The sequence below is a fragment of the Myxococcales bacterium genome (assembly GCA_023898405.1).
Taxonomy (GTDB): domain Bacteria; phylum Myxococcota; class UBA727; order UBA727; family JABDBI01.
This window is the reverse complement of the sequence record CP060221.1, coordinates 1,770,488-1,788,029: the sequence shown is the minus strand read 5'-3', so window position 1 is coordinate 1,788,029 and position 17,542 is coordinate 1,770,488. Positions and strand designations below refer to the sequence as shown.

At 38.6% G+C, this 17,542-nt stretch carries 11 protein-coding genes; 3 read left to right on the top strand and 8 right to left on the bottom strand.

Annotated elements, in window-relative coordinates:
- Nucleotides 1-93: 93 nt before the first annotated feature.
- From H6731_08070 to H6731_08045, 6 genes are all read right to left on the bottom strand, one after another.
- A complete protein-coding gene (locus H6731_08070) occupies nt 94-1,353 on the bottom strand; it encodes a tetratricopeptide repeat protein (protein ID USN50214.1) in 1,260 nt (419 codons plus the stop codon).
- Nucleotides 1,350-4,961 (bottom strand): tetratricopeptide repeat protein, encoded by a 3,612-nt coding sequence (locus H6731_08065; protein ID USN50213.1) that lies wholly within the window; start codon nt 4,959-4,961, stop codon nt 1,350-1,352. The genes H6731_08070 and H6731_08065 overlap by 4 nt, the downstream gene beginning before the upstream one ends.
- On the bottom strand, nt 4,958-6,478 hold the full coding sequence (locus H6731_08060; protein ID USN50212.1) for a hypothetical protein: 1,521 nt from the start codon (nt 6,476-6,478) through the stop codon (nt 4,958-4,960). Before H6731_08060 ends, H6731_08065 begins: the two co-directional genes overlap by 4 nt.
- Nucleotides 6,479-6,481: 3 nt before the next feature.
- On the bottom strand, nt 6,482-7,786 hold the full coding sequence (locus H6731_08055; GenBank protein USN50211.1) for a hypothetical protein: 1,305 nt from the start codon (nt 7,784-7,786) through the stop codon (nt 6,482-6,484).
- Nucleotides 7,787-8,099: 313 nt separating this feature from the next.
- Nucleotides 8,100-8,702, bottom strand: a complete 603-nt coding sequence (gene recR, locus H6731_08050) for a recombination protein RecR (protein ID USN50210.1) — start codon at nt 8,700-8,702, stop codon at nt 8,100-8,102.
- Between the two features lies 1 nt (nt 8,703).
- The gene (locus tag H6731_08045) at nt 8,704-9,003 is read right to left on the bottom strand and encodes a YbaB/EbfC family nucleoid-associated protein (GenBank protein ID USN50209.1); all 300 of its coding nucleotides are present in this window, start codon (nt 9,001-9,003) and stop codon (nt 8,704-8,706) included.
- A 48-nt stretch (nt 9,004-9,051) separates the two neighbouring features.
- On the opposite strand from H6731_08045, the gene uvrC reads away from it, so the two are divergent.
- From uvrC to H6731_08030, 3 genes are all read left to right on the top strand, one after another.
- The gene (gene uvrC, locus H6731_08040; GenBank protein USN50208.1) at nt 9,052-10,932 is read left to right on the top strand and encodes an excinuclease ABC subunit UvrC; all 1,881 of its coding nucleotides are present in this window, start codon (nt 9,052-9,054) and stop codon (nt 10,930-10,932) included.
- A gap of 455 nt (nt 10,933-11,387) precedes the next feature.
- On the top strand, nt 11,388-13,289 hold the full coding sequence (locus tag H6731_08035) for a lipase family protein (GenBank protein ID USN50207.1): 1,902 nt from the start codon (nt 11,388-11,390) through the stop codon (nt 13,287-13,289).
- Nucleotides 13,290-13,622: 333 nt separating this feature from the next.
- Nucleotides 13,623-15,017 carry an MATE family efflux transporter gene (locus H6731_08030; protein ID USN50206.1) on the top strand — a complete coding sequence of 465 codons (1,395 nt, stop codon included), beginning with the start codon at nt 13,623-13,625 and terminating at the stop codon, nt 15,015-15,017.
- Nucleotides 15,018-15,026: 9 nt separating this feature from the next.
- On the opposite strand, the gene H6731_08025 is transcribed toward H6731_08030, so the two are convergent.
- Both H6731_08025 and H6731_08020 read right to left on the bottom strand, forming a co-directional pair.
- Nucleotides 15,027-15,578: a thioredoxin family protein gene (locus tag H6731_08025; GenBank protein ID USN50205.1), complete on the bottom strand. Its 552-nt coding sequence runs from the start codon at nt 15,576-15,578 to the stop codon at nt 15,027-15,029.
- A 13-nt stretch (nt 15,579-15,591) separates the two neighbouring features.
- Nucleotides 15,592-17,538, bottom strand: a complete 1,947-nt coding sequence (locus tag H6731_08020) for a hypothetical protein (GenBank protein USN50204.1) — start codon at nt 17,536-17,538, stop codon at nt 15,592-15,594.
- Between the last annotated feature and the right edge of the window lie 4 nt (nt 17,539-17,542).

The following is a 17,542-nucleotide window of genomic DNA, read 5'->3' as shown; positions in this document are numbered from 1 at the left end:
TTAAAAAGCCTTTTTGTTTTTTTAGTTAAATTTTGATGATCATTTTCAATTGTATTTTCCTATTTCGCTAACAAAGTGTATTTTTTCTCAAACTTAAGGTGTTTTCTCTTCGAGCTTGTCGTTTTCACTATCAGTCTCTTTGACTGGCTCCTTAGAATTTTGTTCTTCAACTTCGTCTGAAGTACCTTGTTCAGATTGCTCAGCCTCTGCTTGTATACTGTCTTTTTGGGTTTCTATTTTTTGTTCTAAATCTTTTAGATAGCCTTCAACTTCTTTACGTCTCTCTTTACTGATATTTGCACCCTCAAGATACTTTTTAAAATAGCTTTGTGATTGCTCTAATCTTTCCAACTCATTCAATCCATCATGCTTTAGATCATAAAAAAGTAGACCGAGATTTAAGTTAATATCTTCATCATTGGGGTTAAGCTCTCGAGCTTTGTCATAGGCTGATTTGGCTTTTTCAAATTGTTTGGCTGCCGCATAAGCATTAGCTAAATGCATAAAATTTCTGTATTCGGAAGAGAAAAGCTCAACGAGACGCTCAAGTTCCGCTATGCTTTCCTGCACTCGCCCTCGTTTAAGCAATAACAATCCATAACTTTCTAGTGATTCTTGCGTTGGTCGAAACTTTACTGCCAAACGATAAGATTCCAGGGCGTCGTGAGTTTGTTCTAAACGTGCATAGGTGTGCCCCTGCCACAGATAAAGCTCTCCATAGGAAGGCGCCAATTCTATAGCATTCTTCAAAACCCATCGAGCTGCAGCATATTCCTTTCGTTCAAAAAAAATCCTAGCCATGATAAAGAGCGCTTCAATATTTTCTGCTTGATATTCAAGTACCAATCGTGCTTGTTTTTCAGCGCTGGTAAAATCTCTTTCTAAAAAAGCTAACAGGGCAGCTGCCGAATGAGCAAAAGCTTCTTTGGGGAACTCATCGAGATAATTTTTTACCAATGCTTGAGCACTTTCCTGATCGTTTTGCTTGATCTTGCTGACTATCGCATTTTCTAAACAGGCTGGCTGAGTTTTGTTGATCTTTAGACAGGCTAAATAATTTTCTTCAGCCTGCCGTAAATCCCCCAAAGCCTCAAATGCTACTCCCCGGTTATAGTACGCTTCATAAAATCCCGGATCTATTTGCACAGCCTTGGCGAATTTATTTTCTGCATTCTTATTTTGGCCTCGTTCGAGCTCTTCTGCTCCTTCCTTAAAATAAAGGAAAGCTTGAGCTCTTTTTCCTTCTGAAATCTCAGTCAAATTATCTGGTTTAACTTGGGGCTTGCTCGAAACACAAGCCATCTCGCATAAAGCAATCATGCCTATCAATGATAAAAAGGTTATTTTTTTCACTCTGCATTCTCCTCTTTCACTGTTTCCTGAGTAACTGGAGAAATTTCTTCCACCTTTTCTTCATTGTTCTGCGGCTGCGGTATTTCTACTGCTTTTTCAACATCCGGATCCTTCTCTGCCTGATGCAATTCAAAGGCCATTCTTCCCGTGCTCAACATACGCCCTTTGCCAATAATCTCACCCCAAACAGGCTTTTCAATCACATCACCTATGCGCGGATATTTCCCAGGTTTCAAGCGATTAAGCGCTACTTGAATTTTATTGATCATCTGAGATGGCGCATCATAGGCTTCAAGAGCAATCTCATAGGCCTGAGCATCAGCCGATACGGCTTTATCCTCCAATATTACTGCTCTATCCTCAAGCAACACAATATATTCGTCGCAGGCAAAATCATCAATAACAGCTACATCTCGTGGGCATGGAGCTTTAAGCATTGACTTAGCGAGATGTTCATAAAGGGCTCCTACACGATAAAGGCTTTCAGCATTGGATAGCGGTTGCGCATATTTTTTAATGATTGCTTCATTTTTTGCTGTCAGTTGAGTCAGTTTTTTCATCATGCCTGTAAGCTGAGAGGCTTGCGCCTTACCACTACGAGCATTGATGGAAAGTCTTTTGAAGGCATCTTGTTCGGGTTTTTCCAAAAACAGCTGAGCTTGCGATGCAAAATGCGCAGCTATAGGAGATTGAAGCTTATCTGAATAGAGTTTCACGCATGATTGATAATGAGTTTTTTGTAAATTTTGGTAGCGTGTACGCTCGACCGGAGATTTTGTTTTCACAATAAGATCGCCGTAACTATCGCCGATTTGAGCATGCGCCTCAATTATAGCCGGAATTTTATCATTTTGTTTTTCATACTGCTTAATGAACTGACTCAAAATAGTAATCTGTTGCTTAATATCGCCCTGTTTTTTGTACATCAGAGCAGCGCTCAGAAGAGCATCAGGTGCTTCTGAACGAGCAGGGTATTTTTTAGCAAAAGCAACAAAGGCCGCTGTCGCATTCTTTAAATTTCCCGCAGCTTCAAAGAGAAGTGCCTTGTTGAGCATTGCATCTCCCGCAGCTTCTGACTGAGGATCTGCTTTAACAATGCCGTCGTAGGCACGAGCGGCTTCATCGAATTTGAGCATTTTCTCAAGCGCGAATGCTTCTTGAAAGCGGGCACTCTTTGCATATTGGCTCTTAGGATATTTGCTATAAAGCTCGCGATAAAGCGGAAGAGCTTCAGTGATAACTCCTGACTCTGTGACAGCACGAGCAGAATTAAAAAGCATGATGTCTGCATAGGGGTTGTTGGGATCTTCTTTAAGCAGCGTTGCAAATAATTGTGCTGACTCACGATATTTAGCTTTGGATTCTGTCAACTGATTATTTTTTTGCAGTTCATGCGCTTCTTCAAAAACCGAGCGAGCAATTTTAAATTGGGCATTTTTTTCGATCCGGGTAAATTCTTTTTCACTTCCCCCAAGCTTTTGCTCTTTGAAGTGCCTGGATAGCTCAATCACGCGACTCCATTCATTTTTTGCAATAGCATCATCGAGCACTAAGCGAGCTGCAACCGAAGCTGCTTTTGATTGTGGATAGCTATCAATAATAAAAGCAAATCTCGATAAAGCTTCATCGTCATGACCATAGACATAATAAAGAGCTGCAGCATGAAACAAAAACACTGGAACTTGTGGGTCATCAGGCGCAAGCTTTAGAAATTCATCAATGGCTGCTAAATATTCTAGACCAACTTCAGGAATTTCTTCCTTTTTCTCTCCACGTTGCTTTGAAGTAAGAGCATCAAAATCTATGCTTTTAAATCTTTTTTCCAAAGCTTCAGATTGCAAAACATGCCGATAGGTAAAAACAATGTTATAAATCGCATCGCGCCTATAATTTTCAGGCATGGGCAAAGGATAGTTGATCAAGAGCCTGTATGCATCAAGAGCAAGCCTAAAGCCTTCAGCCTCTGCCATTGATTCGGCAAAATAAAACAGGGCTTTGTGAGTATCATCCCGTTCGGGGTACTGCTCGATATAGCGAGCATATAAAATCGCTGCCTGCTTAAAATTTTCTCGGCTTTTTTCAGGGTTACTTTTCTTAAGCTCTTTTCCTTGCCTGTGGTGATAAACAGCTAAGGACAACATAGCATCACGCACAGCCTCACGAGAAAATCTCTGGGCTTCAATATTGTCTGCCATGGCATTATACCAAACGCTGCCCTTGCCATAGCGTTGGATCAAAGCTTCATTTTCACTACGAGCCTCTTGATAGCGGTGCGCGTCGTTTAGAATATCTACAATTTGAATGGCGAGCCTGGGATTATCTTTGTCATTTGTATTTAAATCGATAATGGTTCTAAGCGCTAAAATGGCGCCATCACTTTTAGACTCATCGAGCAGCTGAGATGCAAGCTCCACTAGTATATCGCGAAAATACTCGGGAGGCTTGCTTAGTCCGCCGTAGTAAGAAATGACCCGTTTGGCTAATTTTAACCCTTCCCGTTCAGCAAACTCACGTTCTGCTTTGGCTTGAACATTTTTTTGCTTAGATATTTTTAGACTGCCTTCGGCATACATTTTTTCAGAAAATGATTTAACGATGTAGCGGATGGCTTCGGCCCGAATCGAAGCAAGTCGATTATTTTTATTGAGTTCAACTATTTTGCTAAATTGAGCGATAGCCTGATCATAGCGATTAGATTGGAAATAAGCCCAAGCAGATTTATAAACGGCCTTTTCATAAAGAAGTGACTGAGTATTTTTTAATACTCGTGCATATGCATTAAGCGCGTCATCGTATTCGTCTAGATCATAAAAATATTCCCCTAAACGAAACCATACTTCATCAACATATTTGCTTTTGGGAAAGCGAGCAATAAGTTCCTGAAAACGATCCGATGCCTGATAGAAATCTCCCTCATACCACAGAGCAAGACCAAGCAAATAATAAACACTGTCCATAAAACGAAAATCTGGATATTCTTTGAGCAAGCGTTCATAGACACTAATGGTGCGAGAAAAATTTTCTTCGGGATATTCTACGTCTTTCCTGCCCTGCTCGCGCGCTGCACTGTAAGCTGCAAGTTTTTCAAAATAACTTTTTTCATCTACCTCGAAATAGCTCAAACCCAAAAAATACAATGCATCTTGTACCCGAGCGCTGTGAGGATGATATTTCAAAGCCTGTTCATAGCTTTGGATAGAATCATTCAAAGCGTGCTGAAACTTAATATCTGTATCTCCCAACTTTTGCTCGCCATAAGATTGCAAGTTATCTCGAAATTTCTTGCTGAAAAGCATACGTACTTTTAAGGCAAGTTCTTTTTTATCTTTTATGGCTTTTTCATTTTCGCCCGCTGCTTTTTGCAACATAAAAAGTTGAATTGCGCGCTCATCTTTGGGAACAAAATTGGGCTCTATCTCCTGCATGAGTTTAATTTCAGCAGTTTGTTGCTCCATTTGTGCCGGGAAATTTTTATCAGCTTCGGATTTTTCTGGACTACCTACAATTTCTGTGGGCTTTTCTACATTTTGTCGCGCCATCAAAAATGAGGGACTCAACAACAGCCCAATGCAGCAACTTAATTTTTTCAGCGACGACCTATGCTTCATAAAGCCCCACCTTCATCAAGCAAAGAGAGATCACGCTCGAACTCATTAATTTTTTTGGTTTGATATTCACTATTAGATTTTATTTGCGTTTTTAGATCGTGCATTTCTTCCTGCGCCAATTCAGCACGTTGAAATTCAGCTTGAGCCAAAACTTTATTGATAAGCTGAGCAACTCTCAGGTTGATATGACTTTGCTGGTTTTTTACCATCAATTGGTATTCTTGCTCGAGCATGCCCTGCTCTCTTTGAGCGCGCACAAGCTCAGAAATATTTTCTCGATTTTTTTTGGCGAGTGCCACAAGTTCATTTAAGCGCGCATGGCTTTCCTCTATGGATAACTTCAATGCACGAATTTCAAAAATCTCAGGTACTCCTTTCAGCAATGATTCAGGAACCCCAGGAAAAATTTCATTAACTAAACTTTTTTGAGATGAAAAATTGAGCATTAACGATGGCCATATCAGGCCTTGCCCCTTTTGAGACACTAAATTTTGATACACAGGTCGAAAATGTTCGATAAGTTGCGCATAAGCGAGGCGCCCTTCATCATAGCGTTTGCTCTTAACGTATAAAAAAGCCATCCAGGTATGAAGTTTTGGTTTTCGCCAATCGATGACGGTAGTTTTTTGATAACGCTCAAGAGCACTCAGAGCTCTTCCTATAGCCTGCTGCGCTATTTTATATCGTTCTTTTTGATTCATCTGAGCATAGATTCCCTTCCCTAAAGACGCCATCTCAGATCGCAAAACCAAGGTCCGGATAAGTTCAGAAATAGCCGTCTCTCCTACGGGACCTATGAGGGGAACCTTTTCATAAGTATCAAGAGCTAAATTAATTTGATCGCTGCTTACATAAACGCGCGCTAGAGCAATAAGAGCCATCGGTTTTATAGAATAATCCTCTGTGCTTATGGCTGGCTGATTTCCAATTTGACTAAATATTTCGATGGATTTTTGAAAATCTTTTTTATCAACATAACTAGCCCCTATCAGGTATTGGGCGCGGATATAAAATTCATTTCCTTTGGGAATTAGATTTAAAAGCTCAATAGCTTTGTTTTCATAATTTTCATCATAGAGAGCTTTGCCCAATGCATAATCCATAACGGCAGGAGTTCTTTTATGATTTTTTTTATATTCGTTATATTGATGAATCGCGTTCTTCGTATCGCCCTGTAACAACTTAATCTGGAAAAATCTTAGGTGAATCGTGGAGGCTTCTTGCGCAAACATACCAACAAGTTTTTTATAAATTGATTCAGCTTCGGCATAACGCCCAAGATAAAATAACGACTCAGCCAAGATAAATTGTTCATTAAGACTATAGTTAGTTTTTTTTTCTAACAGCAAAACTGTCGAAAAATAATCTCCTCTAGAAAACAATATTTGCGCATAAGCGCTATCTCTTGCCACTGTTTTATTGACAGGCTGCGAAAACCCAATGCTTGAAGCTAAGGCAACAAAACTAAAAGCCTTAAGATAGTTTGATCTTTTTGACTGGGGCAATAAACTTAACACCGCTTACTCCCCCGCTTTTTTTGCTTCTTCAGAATTATCCAAAGTTTGAGGACTTTCCATCACTTGATCAGAATTCTTGGGTTGCTCAGACTGTACCTGGGGCTGAGATATTTTTTTGTTTTTTTCTGCCGCAACTTCGATAGCCTTAAGCTCTCTGCAGCTTTTCTCAGGAAATATGGCGGAATCATTGGTGCCTTTAATGACCGAGCTTACTCGTGCGTAACGAGCGTTATAGGGATTGCGGCGATTGCCCCCATCAGGCATAGCAATCAAATTAACCAAGCTTGTCTGACCACTGCGAACAAAAAACTCTCTCTCAAATGAGAGACGAAATTTATAGGTTGGCCCACCCTGAACGCGCGTCTTTTCACCAAAGAGCAATGCTACATTGAGTTTGTGCCGCCCTTGAGCCAAAGGAGCTTTATAAACAATATTTTTCTCCTGCTCTTCATTGTGTTCTTGTTGAGACAAAATAGGAAGTCCATCAATGCTCAGATTTTTCGAAAGCAAATGATAATGGGAATTATCATCGTTCACATAATCAATAAGCAGTTGTCCCTGGTTGAGCACTTCCTCTTTGGATACAAGTGGCGCACCAGGCAAAAATATTGGCTTGGCCACAGGATTGAAACGTATACTTGGACTACGATAATCTTTCACTGAGAATTTTTGCGATTCAAAAAGCTCAATGTCAAGGCCAACTTCATAACCATCCCGAGTACTGATAGTAAGCTGGTTTTCGATATTTTCTATTTTATTCAACCCTTTAAATTTATTCAGCACATCATTTCTTAAACGTTGAACTTTTGCTTTTACTATTACTTCATGACAGCCCGAAGAAAGCGGCGAAAAATAAATTCGTTGATTATTGCGAGGGAGCCCGTAGTTATTTTTTCCCCCCTGAGAAACAAGTTTTTTATCCACCCATATTTCAGTAGATATGAGCTTGTATTGGGCTTGCGGCATTGCATTGAACATAGACATGCTCAGATAAAAAGCCTCATCAAAAACTTGTTTTTCTCTCTCTTGCTCCTTTGCCAAAGCAAGATCAATCTTTGCCAAAAGAATGTCTTGCTCATTCAGCCGGTTTTTTAGTGCCCCAATCTTCGCTTTGATCAAATCAGATAGATTTGGCAGCTGAATTTTTTCACCAGAAGCCGTGATGATTTCTTTATCATCAGCAACCATTTGCTTTTGGGAGGCTCGATTCTCTTGCGCCTGTAAAACCTGTGTAACCAAGAATACAGAGGCGGCTGCTATCAAGCTCAGCTTTGAATTTAGCCTATTTTGACTGTGACTAACGTCCATAGATCTGCCCCTTGTCACTTGCTTGATAATATACCTGCGGGAATAGTATTTCCTCTTATTTTCATCATATGAAATCAATTAATTTAACGAAACATAAAACATCAAACTAAAACACTTAGATATGATGACCAATTTCAATCTTTTTATGTCGCACAATTCACCATAAAATAAAAATATAAAATATATCCCACACTATTTTTTCAGTGGATAATCGGCCTCAATCTAAAAGACAGATAAAAAAGCGCAAGACAGCACGATCTTAAAATCTTGTACGGCAAAAATATAAAAGCCTCTTAAAACGTTTGAAATTTGCTTAGCTGCTGACTTCTTGACGCATCATAAGTGCACGAGCCAGGCTTAATCGATCAGCAAATTGCAGATCTCCACCCACAGGGACTCCACTGGCAATGCGTGAAATTTTTATATCGAAAGATTGCGCCTGCTCACCAATAAACAGCGCAGTAGCTTCCCCTTCTACCGAAGAAGGTGTGGCAAGAATTAGTTCTTTAATATTATTTTGAGCAAGCCTTAAGGATAGTTCATTTATTCTCAACTCTTTTGGACCAATACCATTGATAGGAGTGAGGACTCCATGAAGCACATGATAAAGTCCTTTAAAACTTGCGCATGACTCAATGGCCATAAGATCTTGAATACATGAAACCACACAAACAATGCTATCGTCGCGCCCTGGCTTTGAGCATATACTGCACTGTTCAGAATAAGCTGTGAGATTACAGCATGTACGACATTCCGTTACATTTTGCGCAACCTCAACCAAACTTTCTGCTAGATTTAAAACCCGCTCTTTTTTTTGGCCTAAAAGATGAAGAGCCAACCTTAAGGCTGTGCGTTCACCAATTCCAGGCAACAATGTCAATTCCTTGATCAAGCGGGCTACGGGATCATGCGCCACTTTACAGCCCCAAACCACCAGTGAGAGCTTTCAAATGATCAGTCATCTGAGCTAGGATTTGAGTTGAGGCATCATTGATAGCTGATTTGATTACATCTTGAATAAAATTTTTATCTTCGCTCATCAGGGCATTATCGATATCAATCGACTCAATTTCGAAATGTCCATTCATTACCACCTTCACCATTCCTGCTCCTGCTTCGCCGGTGGCCTTGTTAGTTTTTAGTTTTTCGGACATATTCTTTTGCATCTCACCAGCATTTTTAAGCATGTCAAAGATTTTTTTGGGATCAAACATCATAGACTCCATTTGTTCATTCTAAATAATCACCTAATGGTATATTGGCTCATGGAAAAGGGATTTCAATACGTCAAAGAAAAACTAAGGCAGCTAAGCACAGATGCTGGCTGCTATCTCATGAAGGATTACGATAATCGTATCTTTTATATTGGCAAGGCAAAAAATCTTCGGGCCCGCCTTAAAAGTTATTTTTCGGGTCAGGATACCCGCATTTTCGTACAATTTTTAGAGCAGATGCTGGCTGATATCGATATCATTGTCGTTCGCAATGATATTGAGGCACTTGTACTTGAGCGAGAGCTGATTAGGAAACATAAGCCGCGTTTTAATATCATGCTTAAAGATGATAAAAATTACGCTCTATTAAAAATTAAGCGAGCTAAAGACAAAGGTCGCAAGCGTGATGTGTTTCCTAAATTAGAAATTGTACGAAAAAGTTCAAAAGATCAGGCTCGCTACTTTGGCCCTTATCCTTCTGCCTCAAGCTTGCGCACAACAGTTGAACTCATCAATAAATATTTTTTGCTTAGAACCTGTCCTGATCAAGTTTTAGAAAACCGCATTCGTCCTTGTATTCAATATCAAATTGGCCGTTGTATGGCCCCATGCATTTATCAAACAGAAAGCTATCAACAAGAAATTGAAAACGTGGCCCTATTTTTGAGTGGCAATATCAAAGACATCACTGAACGCCTCAGCAAAAAAATGTGGCAATTCGCCAAAGAAGATCAATATGAAGCTGCGGCAAAGGTTCGGGATCAGCTCAGCGCCATTAAAACTGCTATGACGAGCCAAGTGGTAAGCAACGTCAACCAAAAAAAGCATCAAGATATTATTGGGCTGAGCAGAATGGGGCCCCAAGTCAGCATCGTACGAATAAAAATTCGAAATGGTACATGGCACCACAGTGACAACTATAATTTCAGCGATCAGGCTTTTCCTAGCGAAGAGATCTTGCAAAGTTTTCTAGAGCAAAGCTACGAAAAAGATCCCGACATTCCTCACGAAATTGTAGTGCCTTTGGCCATCAATGATGAACTGATAGGGCTTAGTGAAATTTTAGAAAAGCAAGCAGGACGTTTGGTACATTTTATTTATCCTCAAAAAGGAAAATTTTTAAGACTGGTTGAGATAGCCAACAAAAATGCCCAGCAAATCTTAAATGATCAAATTGCAAGCAATAACGCCAATGATCGAGCTTTACTCGCATTGCAGCAGCGATTGAATTTATCCTTGAAACCGGTTCGTATTGAGTGCATTGATATTTCTTTGATTCAGGGAAGCGAGCCCTATGGTTCCTGCGTCGTTTTTATAAATGGTCAGCCTGATAAAGCGAGCTATCGCACTTTTAGCATTAAATCGGTAAGCGGCATGGATGATTTCGCCATGATTCACGAAGTTGTTTCACGCAGAATCAAACGAGGAATTGCTGATAATAATTTGCCGGATCTTTTGTTGATCGATGGAGGCAAAGGTCAACTTAAATCCGCTATCAAGGCTATCGAAGAAGCAAATATCATTGTTAGTAAAGATTCATTGTTCGTTGCAGGTATTGCTAAAGCACGAACTCAAAAAGACTCTCAAGACTCAAACTCTATAAATGTCGAACACAGCGATGAAAGACTATTCGTGCCAAATGAAAGCGAACCCATTATCTTGGAAGCTCATACTTTTGAACGCTATCTTGTTGAACGCATTCGAGATGAAGCTCATCGCTTTGCCCTAGGCGCTCACCGAAAAAGCCGTAGCAAACGCACCCTGCACAGCGAATTGCTCGATATACCAGGAATCGGGAAAAAGCGTGCTGTCACGCTATTGCGGCACTTTGGCAGCGTAAAAAATATCAAACAAGCGCAAGCATCGGAAATTGCTCGCCTTATTCACATAAGCGAAGAAAAAGCACACAACATGCTTAAGCTTTTAAACTAAAACCATTTTTGCTTTGGCTTTTTTAGCTGTTCTTTCATAATCTTTTATGATGCTTATTAACTTTTTCTATCGTTTTATTTTTCTACATAGTTTTTACAGAAAAAAATTCAGGCGCGCTGCAGATGATGTAAGTGTATTAACATCATCTCCGGCATAAATGCTGGGAAATTCCCCGCCCCACTCAGACAAGACTATTTCAGCCTGCAGGCTTAGAGCTGCTACCCCACCGCCAAGATGTTTATGTAATCCCTGAAATAACTTAACTATTCCATTACCTCCCCAAGTAGCAAATCTAAAATAAAGCAAGCTTTTTTAACTAACCAGTAGAAAACGGTTAAAATTACCCGTAAATTCTCCAAAGAAATAGCTTAAAATTCAAAACTATAGCCCTCATTAACATAAGCTATTTAATACATCATAGTTAACGAAATCCTTCATCAAATAATGAGTAAAATATGAATTTAAAAAACATTAATTTTCAACTAATTTTATCTGTTTGCATCAACTTAATATCTACTCAGTCTTTTGCCATGAATTATTTCTCCAGTTGGTTTTCTGATAACTCTGGGCCAAAAGCAGAAGAAAATAATGCAGATGAACAGAGTATATCGGCCAAATTCATCGATGATAATAGTGACTATGCCTTTGAAGGTAAGAATCGAATATTTGAAAATTACTCGACAATAATTGAAGATTACAACCCAGATTCTAATCCTGAAGATATACATGTCAGCATGACTCCTGAGGAAATCGATGATAGACTAAATGAAGCTTTCAGTAATTTTGAGTTCAATGAACTTAGCAAAGTTAATTCTGAAGAGGAAAATAACAACGCTGAAGAGAAAAATAATAACGACGATTTTATATCAAAAAGTTTTTTTAGTGTGCCTAAGTTTAATTCTCAAGTACAAAGTTCTCACTTGGAAGACTCCAACTTGAACCAAGATTTTATGGGCGAAACTTCAGAAGACATAAATGTTCTAAAACAAAGTTTTTGTTTTAAAAATATTTCATTAAATATTGAGCACGATGTAAATAATGAAATCGAAAACAATCATAATCTAGATCTTTTTGATGAAAAATTAGATAACGATTTTGAACTTGGGATGGAAAACGGTTTTTCTAACTCAATTTTTGAAAATCCCTTAGAACAAAGTCTTACTGATAAAGAATTCGCATCGTTAATTTCAAAAGAATATTTTCCTGAAGAAGATTCTTCTGATGAAGAATTTCATAGTCAACAGGATGCTCTTTCTGCTGAGGTTAAAATAGAATCTTTGTCTTCATTTTTGCCAACTTTTGAGCCTAGCGAAAGCAATAATGATTCTTTAATATCATTTCCAACAGCCAAGGAGTTGAGTAAATCTGCTCTAAAAAGAATCGCTTTTTTTCAAACTGCGGTCTATGACGCAAGAAGAGAAAGCATTATCGGCAGCATTAACAATGCAAATAATAATTTGAATGTTCATGAAAAAATATTTTTTAGAGTATTTAAAGGTATGCGAGGTGGAAAACCCCATGAAGCCGGAATCGTTTTTCTCAAAGAAAACCGCATTTACATAGTTTATAAAGGGACCGAGAACAGTTCAGATTGGATGAAAAATTTGAGTGCTTTAAATGTTAAGCTAACTGTAAATAAATATGGCGAAAAATCATCAAAAAATGCCCTGATTAATGTGGAGCTCCATCAAGGTTTTACCGAAGCATTTTTGACCTCGTGGATTAATGTGCAAAAAGCCATAATTCAGGTAACCAAAGAATCGGGTAAAAACTTAAATGATTTATCATTTATTTTTGCCGGCCACAGTCTAGGCGGAGCGCAAGCTACCATCGGTGCTTTAGCAATAATGGGGTACAGTATTTTAGGGCAACCGATTGGGCAGCTCAACCGTATTACTAACCAGGTAAAGTTAGTGACTTTCGGTGCCCCAAAAGTATTCCTTACTAACTCAAGCAAACAAGTTGAAGAGCTGATTGGCCGCGACAATATCATTAGATTTGTTGAAAAAAATGACCCAGTTACCAAAGTTCCTACTGGAGTAATCTTGCCCTATTTGCACATGGGTATAGAGCATGTTTTTAGCGCTGATAATATAAAATCTAAAGATAACAATTGGAATAATCAAAATAAGAATATTTTTGGGAAAATGATTAATAAAGTTGGTCAGGCCGTGTCTAGCCCTCTAATTTCCCATAGCAACCAAACTTACTTTAAATATATGAACCATTATTTTAGAGGCCTAGAGACCTCTAAAACTGAACCAATATCACATGAATACAACCCAAAAATTTACAAACATAACAAAATTGAAGATCATAATTTTATGTTTATGCAATCACAAATGCTTAACTATTAATTTTTCACACATTTTCATATAAAAAAGGCCTGTTCTTTTAACAGGTCTTTTATTTTAATTTATCCTGCCCAAATCACACTTATTGTTCATTATAAATTAGCCTGAGTTTCCCTAAAAATAATTTTATAAAGCAAACAGACTTAACATAAAAATTTTGCTCTCCAGTTTTACTCTTTCCTTTATCTGTCATGCCGCGACCTGCTCCCGATACCCACTAATGACTTTAGTTCAGGACTGCCCCAGGTAAAAATTTTTAATCTTTATTTGCTGTTCTGTGACCAATTTTAAAAAATATGAATCGTTCGTTCGTATTTTTTAGTCTTAGAGGTCGCAATGAATACCTTTATTCTACGAAAGTTTTGGTATGGAGATTTTATAAAAGAAACCAAAAACATATTTGGGATTTCATTTCCAATAATGTTTTGCAAAGTAGGCTTTATGAGTATGGGCATTGTAGATGCCGCAATGCTTGGAAAATTGGGTATCAACGAACTTGCTGCAAGTGGAGTAGCACGATCTTTTTTCTTACCGCTATCAGTTTTTTTTATGGGGATTTTATTTTCTATCGATGTTTTTTCATCTCATGCCTTAGGAGCAAACAGAAAAAAAGATATAGAAAAAATATTTTTTTCCGGCATGCAAATGGCTCTTTTTTTATCGGCACTATTTTTTCTACTAACGCTTATTCTCTCGTTTGCCATTCCTTTTTTAGACTTTGAGCAACACATTATAGAATGCGCAAAAAAATACTTATTTTATCTTTCCTTCGGCACTCCTTTTTTAATTTTTAATTTAGCTATTCAAAGATTCTTACTTGCGCAGAAAATAATTACCCCGTTTATCGTGATAATCGTTGCATCAAATATTGTTAACTACTATTTAAACAAAGCGCTCATCTTTGGCGAATATGGTTTTAGTGCCTCCGGAATTATAGGGGCCGCTCATGCAACAAATATTTCAAGAATATTTGTATTCGCTGCATGTGTGGGTTTATGCGCTTATTACTTTTTGGTTATCGAAAAAGGCCTCCTTCACATTAAAAATTTATTTGCCTTTGATAAAAAAGCTATTTTAAAAATGTTTTGCTTTGGCATTCCTGGGGGAGGACAAAGAGTTTTAGAGATTGCACTGTTTTCTCTACTCACTCTCTTCTCTGCCCAGCTGACGGTCTCTGAGACCGCAGCTCATCACGTTGCCATGATCATTTTAAATTTTTGCCATAATTTCCCATTGGCACTTTCCAGCACTGCCATTTTGCGCATCGGTGGATTAATCGGCAACGGACAAAATGAGAAAGCCAAATACTCAGGCTACTGCACCATATTTTGGGGCACAACATTCATGATTGCTATTTCAAGCACTCTATTTTTTATGCCTGTCTCTGTGCTCAGTATTTTCACAACAGACCCTATGGCAATTATTTCAGGCGAAAAAATTGCATGGCTATTAGGCTGCTGTCTTATTCTGGATGGTTTCCAGGGCTGTGCTATAGGAGCATTGCGAGGAGCAGGCGATAATAAGCTTTCATTTTACGCCAGTATTATCGGCTATTACCCTATAGCTTTGGTGCTCGCCTACCTACTATGCTTTTACTTGAAGCTTGGAATAAGCGGCCTTTGGTGCGGACTTTTGTTTGGCTTTGCAGCAGTTTCTTTCATAGTCATTTCGCACTGGATAACTTTTAAACCAAAGTTGATTTTAATTTCTAACGAAGGAGATCAGGAATAAAACTGTTTCTTACTCTTTCCACTTAATAGAACATCCCATGGAAGGATGTTGTTTTTGAGGAGCCTCTTTGCCGTCAAGCAATTGTTCGATGGCATGGGCAAGTTCCCGCTGGCTAACCTGGCTCTCATCATCCCACGAATCATCCAAGCGACCGTGATAATAAAGCACGCGCTTTTGATCAAAGAGATAAAACTCAGGTGTGCACAGGGCTGAGAATGCTCGTGCAACGTCTTGCTTTTCATCTACCAAATAAGGAAAGGTGTAATTTTTTTGCTGCCAACGATCTAAGAGTTTTTCTTTGCTGTCTTCGGGATAAGCATCGGCGTTATTTGAACATATAGCAACCACTTGAATCGATCGGTTTTCAAACTCGCGAGCAAGGGCAAGCAGACGATCTTCAATGGCTTTGACGTAAGGGCAGTGATTACAAATAAAAGTAATCAACAATGCTTTGGCATCCCTAAATTCGTCTCGAGAATAATTTTTTCCATCAACACTTTCAAGATGAAAATCAGGGCAGGACATTCCTAAGAGGCTTGCAGCAGACTTGAGTAACACCATAATTATTCCCTCCTTACCATAGATAAACTCTCTTCGGATCATTAAGATCAAACCCGTTATTCGACTGGATAAAATCACAGATATTAAGCAATGGATAGGCACCAAAGATGACAGGATGATCACTCCGATGAGTCGCCACCTTAGGAGGATAGAGTTTTATATCGTGATTGCTGACACGAATATCTGTCCCCAAAGAATTATCACCAGCACCATTCAGCTGATAATCTTTGAGTTTATTATTTAAAATCAACTGCGCTTTGCTATTTTTTTTATTGTTAAAAGAAACAAAGAGGGCTCCTCCTCCAGCAATCTGCCCTGAGCGATTTTCAATAAAAGTGTTAGTACTCTCTATGCTATAGAGCGACGATGAAAATGATTTGGCATCAAGAGCCAAGGCTCCTCCAAAAATATTGGCATAATTTTTTTTGAAATGAGTATTTTCAATAACAACTTTTCCTTGAACATTGCCAAAAAATGCAGCTCCTCCATGGACGCGGGCTCTATTTTCTAAAAATTCTAAAGCGTTCAAAGTGACAAGTGAATTTTCTTTTTGAGAAATTATGGCAAGCGCGCCACCGTGCAGGCCGGTGCTTTGATTCTTTTTAAATTGCAAATCATTGAGTGAAAGCTTTGCTTTAGTATCAGCAAAATAGAGAGCTCCTCCATAGGAGAGAGATTTATTTTCACTCAGTTTCGAACTTTCAATAAAAATATCTTCTCCTTGTTTACTAAAAATTGCTCCTCCCACCTGATAGGCCTTGTTATCACTAAAATTTCCATTTTTTATCAGAATATTTTTGGAGTTTATTAGAGCAACAGCTCCTCCAAAATAAGCCTCGTTGCTTAAAATATCCGCATCAAAAAAATCCACTTTCAGCTCACTGCTTCTCACAATACTCAAAGCCCCACCGCTAGAGTTTGGCACATTTTTTCCCCCATTTTTCACTAAAGACAACTTAAGCAATTCTATGTTTTTACTGTCTTCGACATAAAGCCCTGCACCACTCGGCCGCTCACAATCGGATGAGAAACTATTATTTTCAAATCGCACATCAGACACCACACTATCAGAAACTTTTTTAAGAAATACTGCACCTCCCAATTGTGATTCTCCTCGATAAATTAATACATTTTTTAATGAAAGCTGCTTAAGGTTTTGGCCAAATAATGCTCCTCCTTGAGCAGTAGAGCCACCACTCAAAGCTTTGTTATCAAACCATCCACCACCACTGATAAAGAGATTTTCTACGGCAGCAGCATAAATGAATCCACCACTTTGAGATTGATTTCTTTGGGCTATCAAATCATTTAGATAAATATTTTTGGCATTATTAATAAAAATACCGGCTCCTTGCCCCAAAGCACATCTATTATCGACAAATCTGCAATTGTAAAAATAAATATTTTCGATCCTATCATCAAAATTGCCAGAAATTTTCACGGCGCTCGCACCTGTGACATTTCTAAAAATAATGTGGCCAGAAAAACTTATATCATTAGAGTTTCCACTGATAGTAAGCAAAGGCTTTGCTTGATGTTCGCCGTCAAGAATAACCCAATCTTTTTCCAAGAATTGATGTGGCTCTTTTTCTTGCTCTTCACCCGCCTTATAACCTCCCACAAAATGCAGGTTTTGTTTATTTTTTATGCTGAGGTTTGGGCTCTTGTACACACCAGATGCAATTATTATCGGCTCACCTTGTGAAATATTGATAGCCTGCTGAACAGTTTTAAATGCTGTCTTCCAGCTTTTTCCATCAGCCTGCCTTGCTGTGCTTGCTTGATCAACAAAAATTCCTCTCAACTGCGCTTTATTTTTCTTGAGCAATTTTTTTTGCTTAATTTCGATAGGAGTTTTAAGTTCCTGTTCATTTTTTTTACACGCTCCACCACAAAAAGATATCGCAAGCACAGAGACTTTCAGTAAAATCAAATAGTTATTGGGGCAAAACCAGCTCATCACT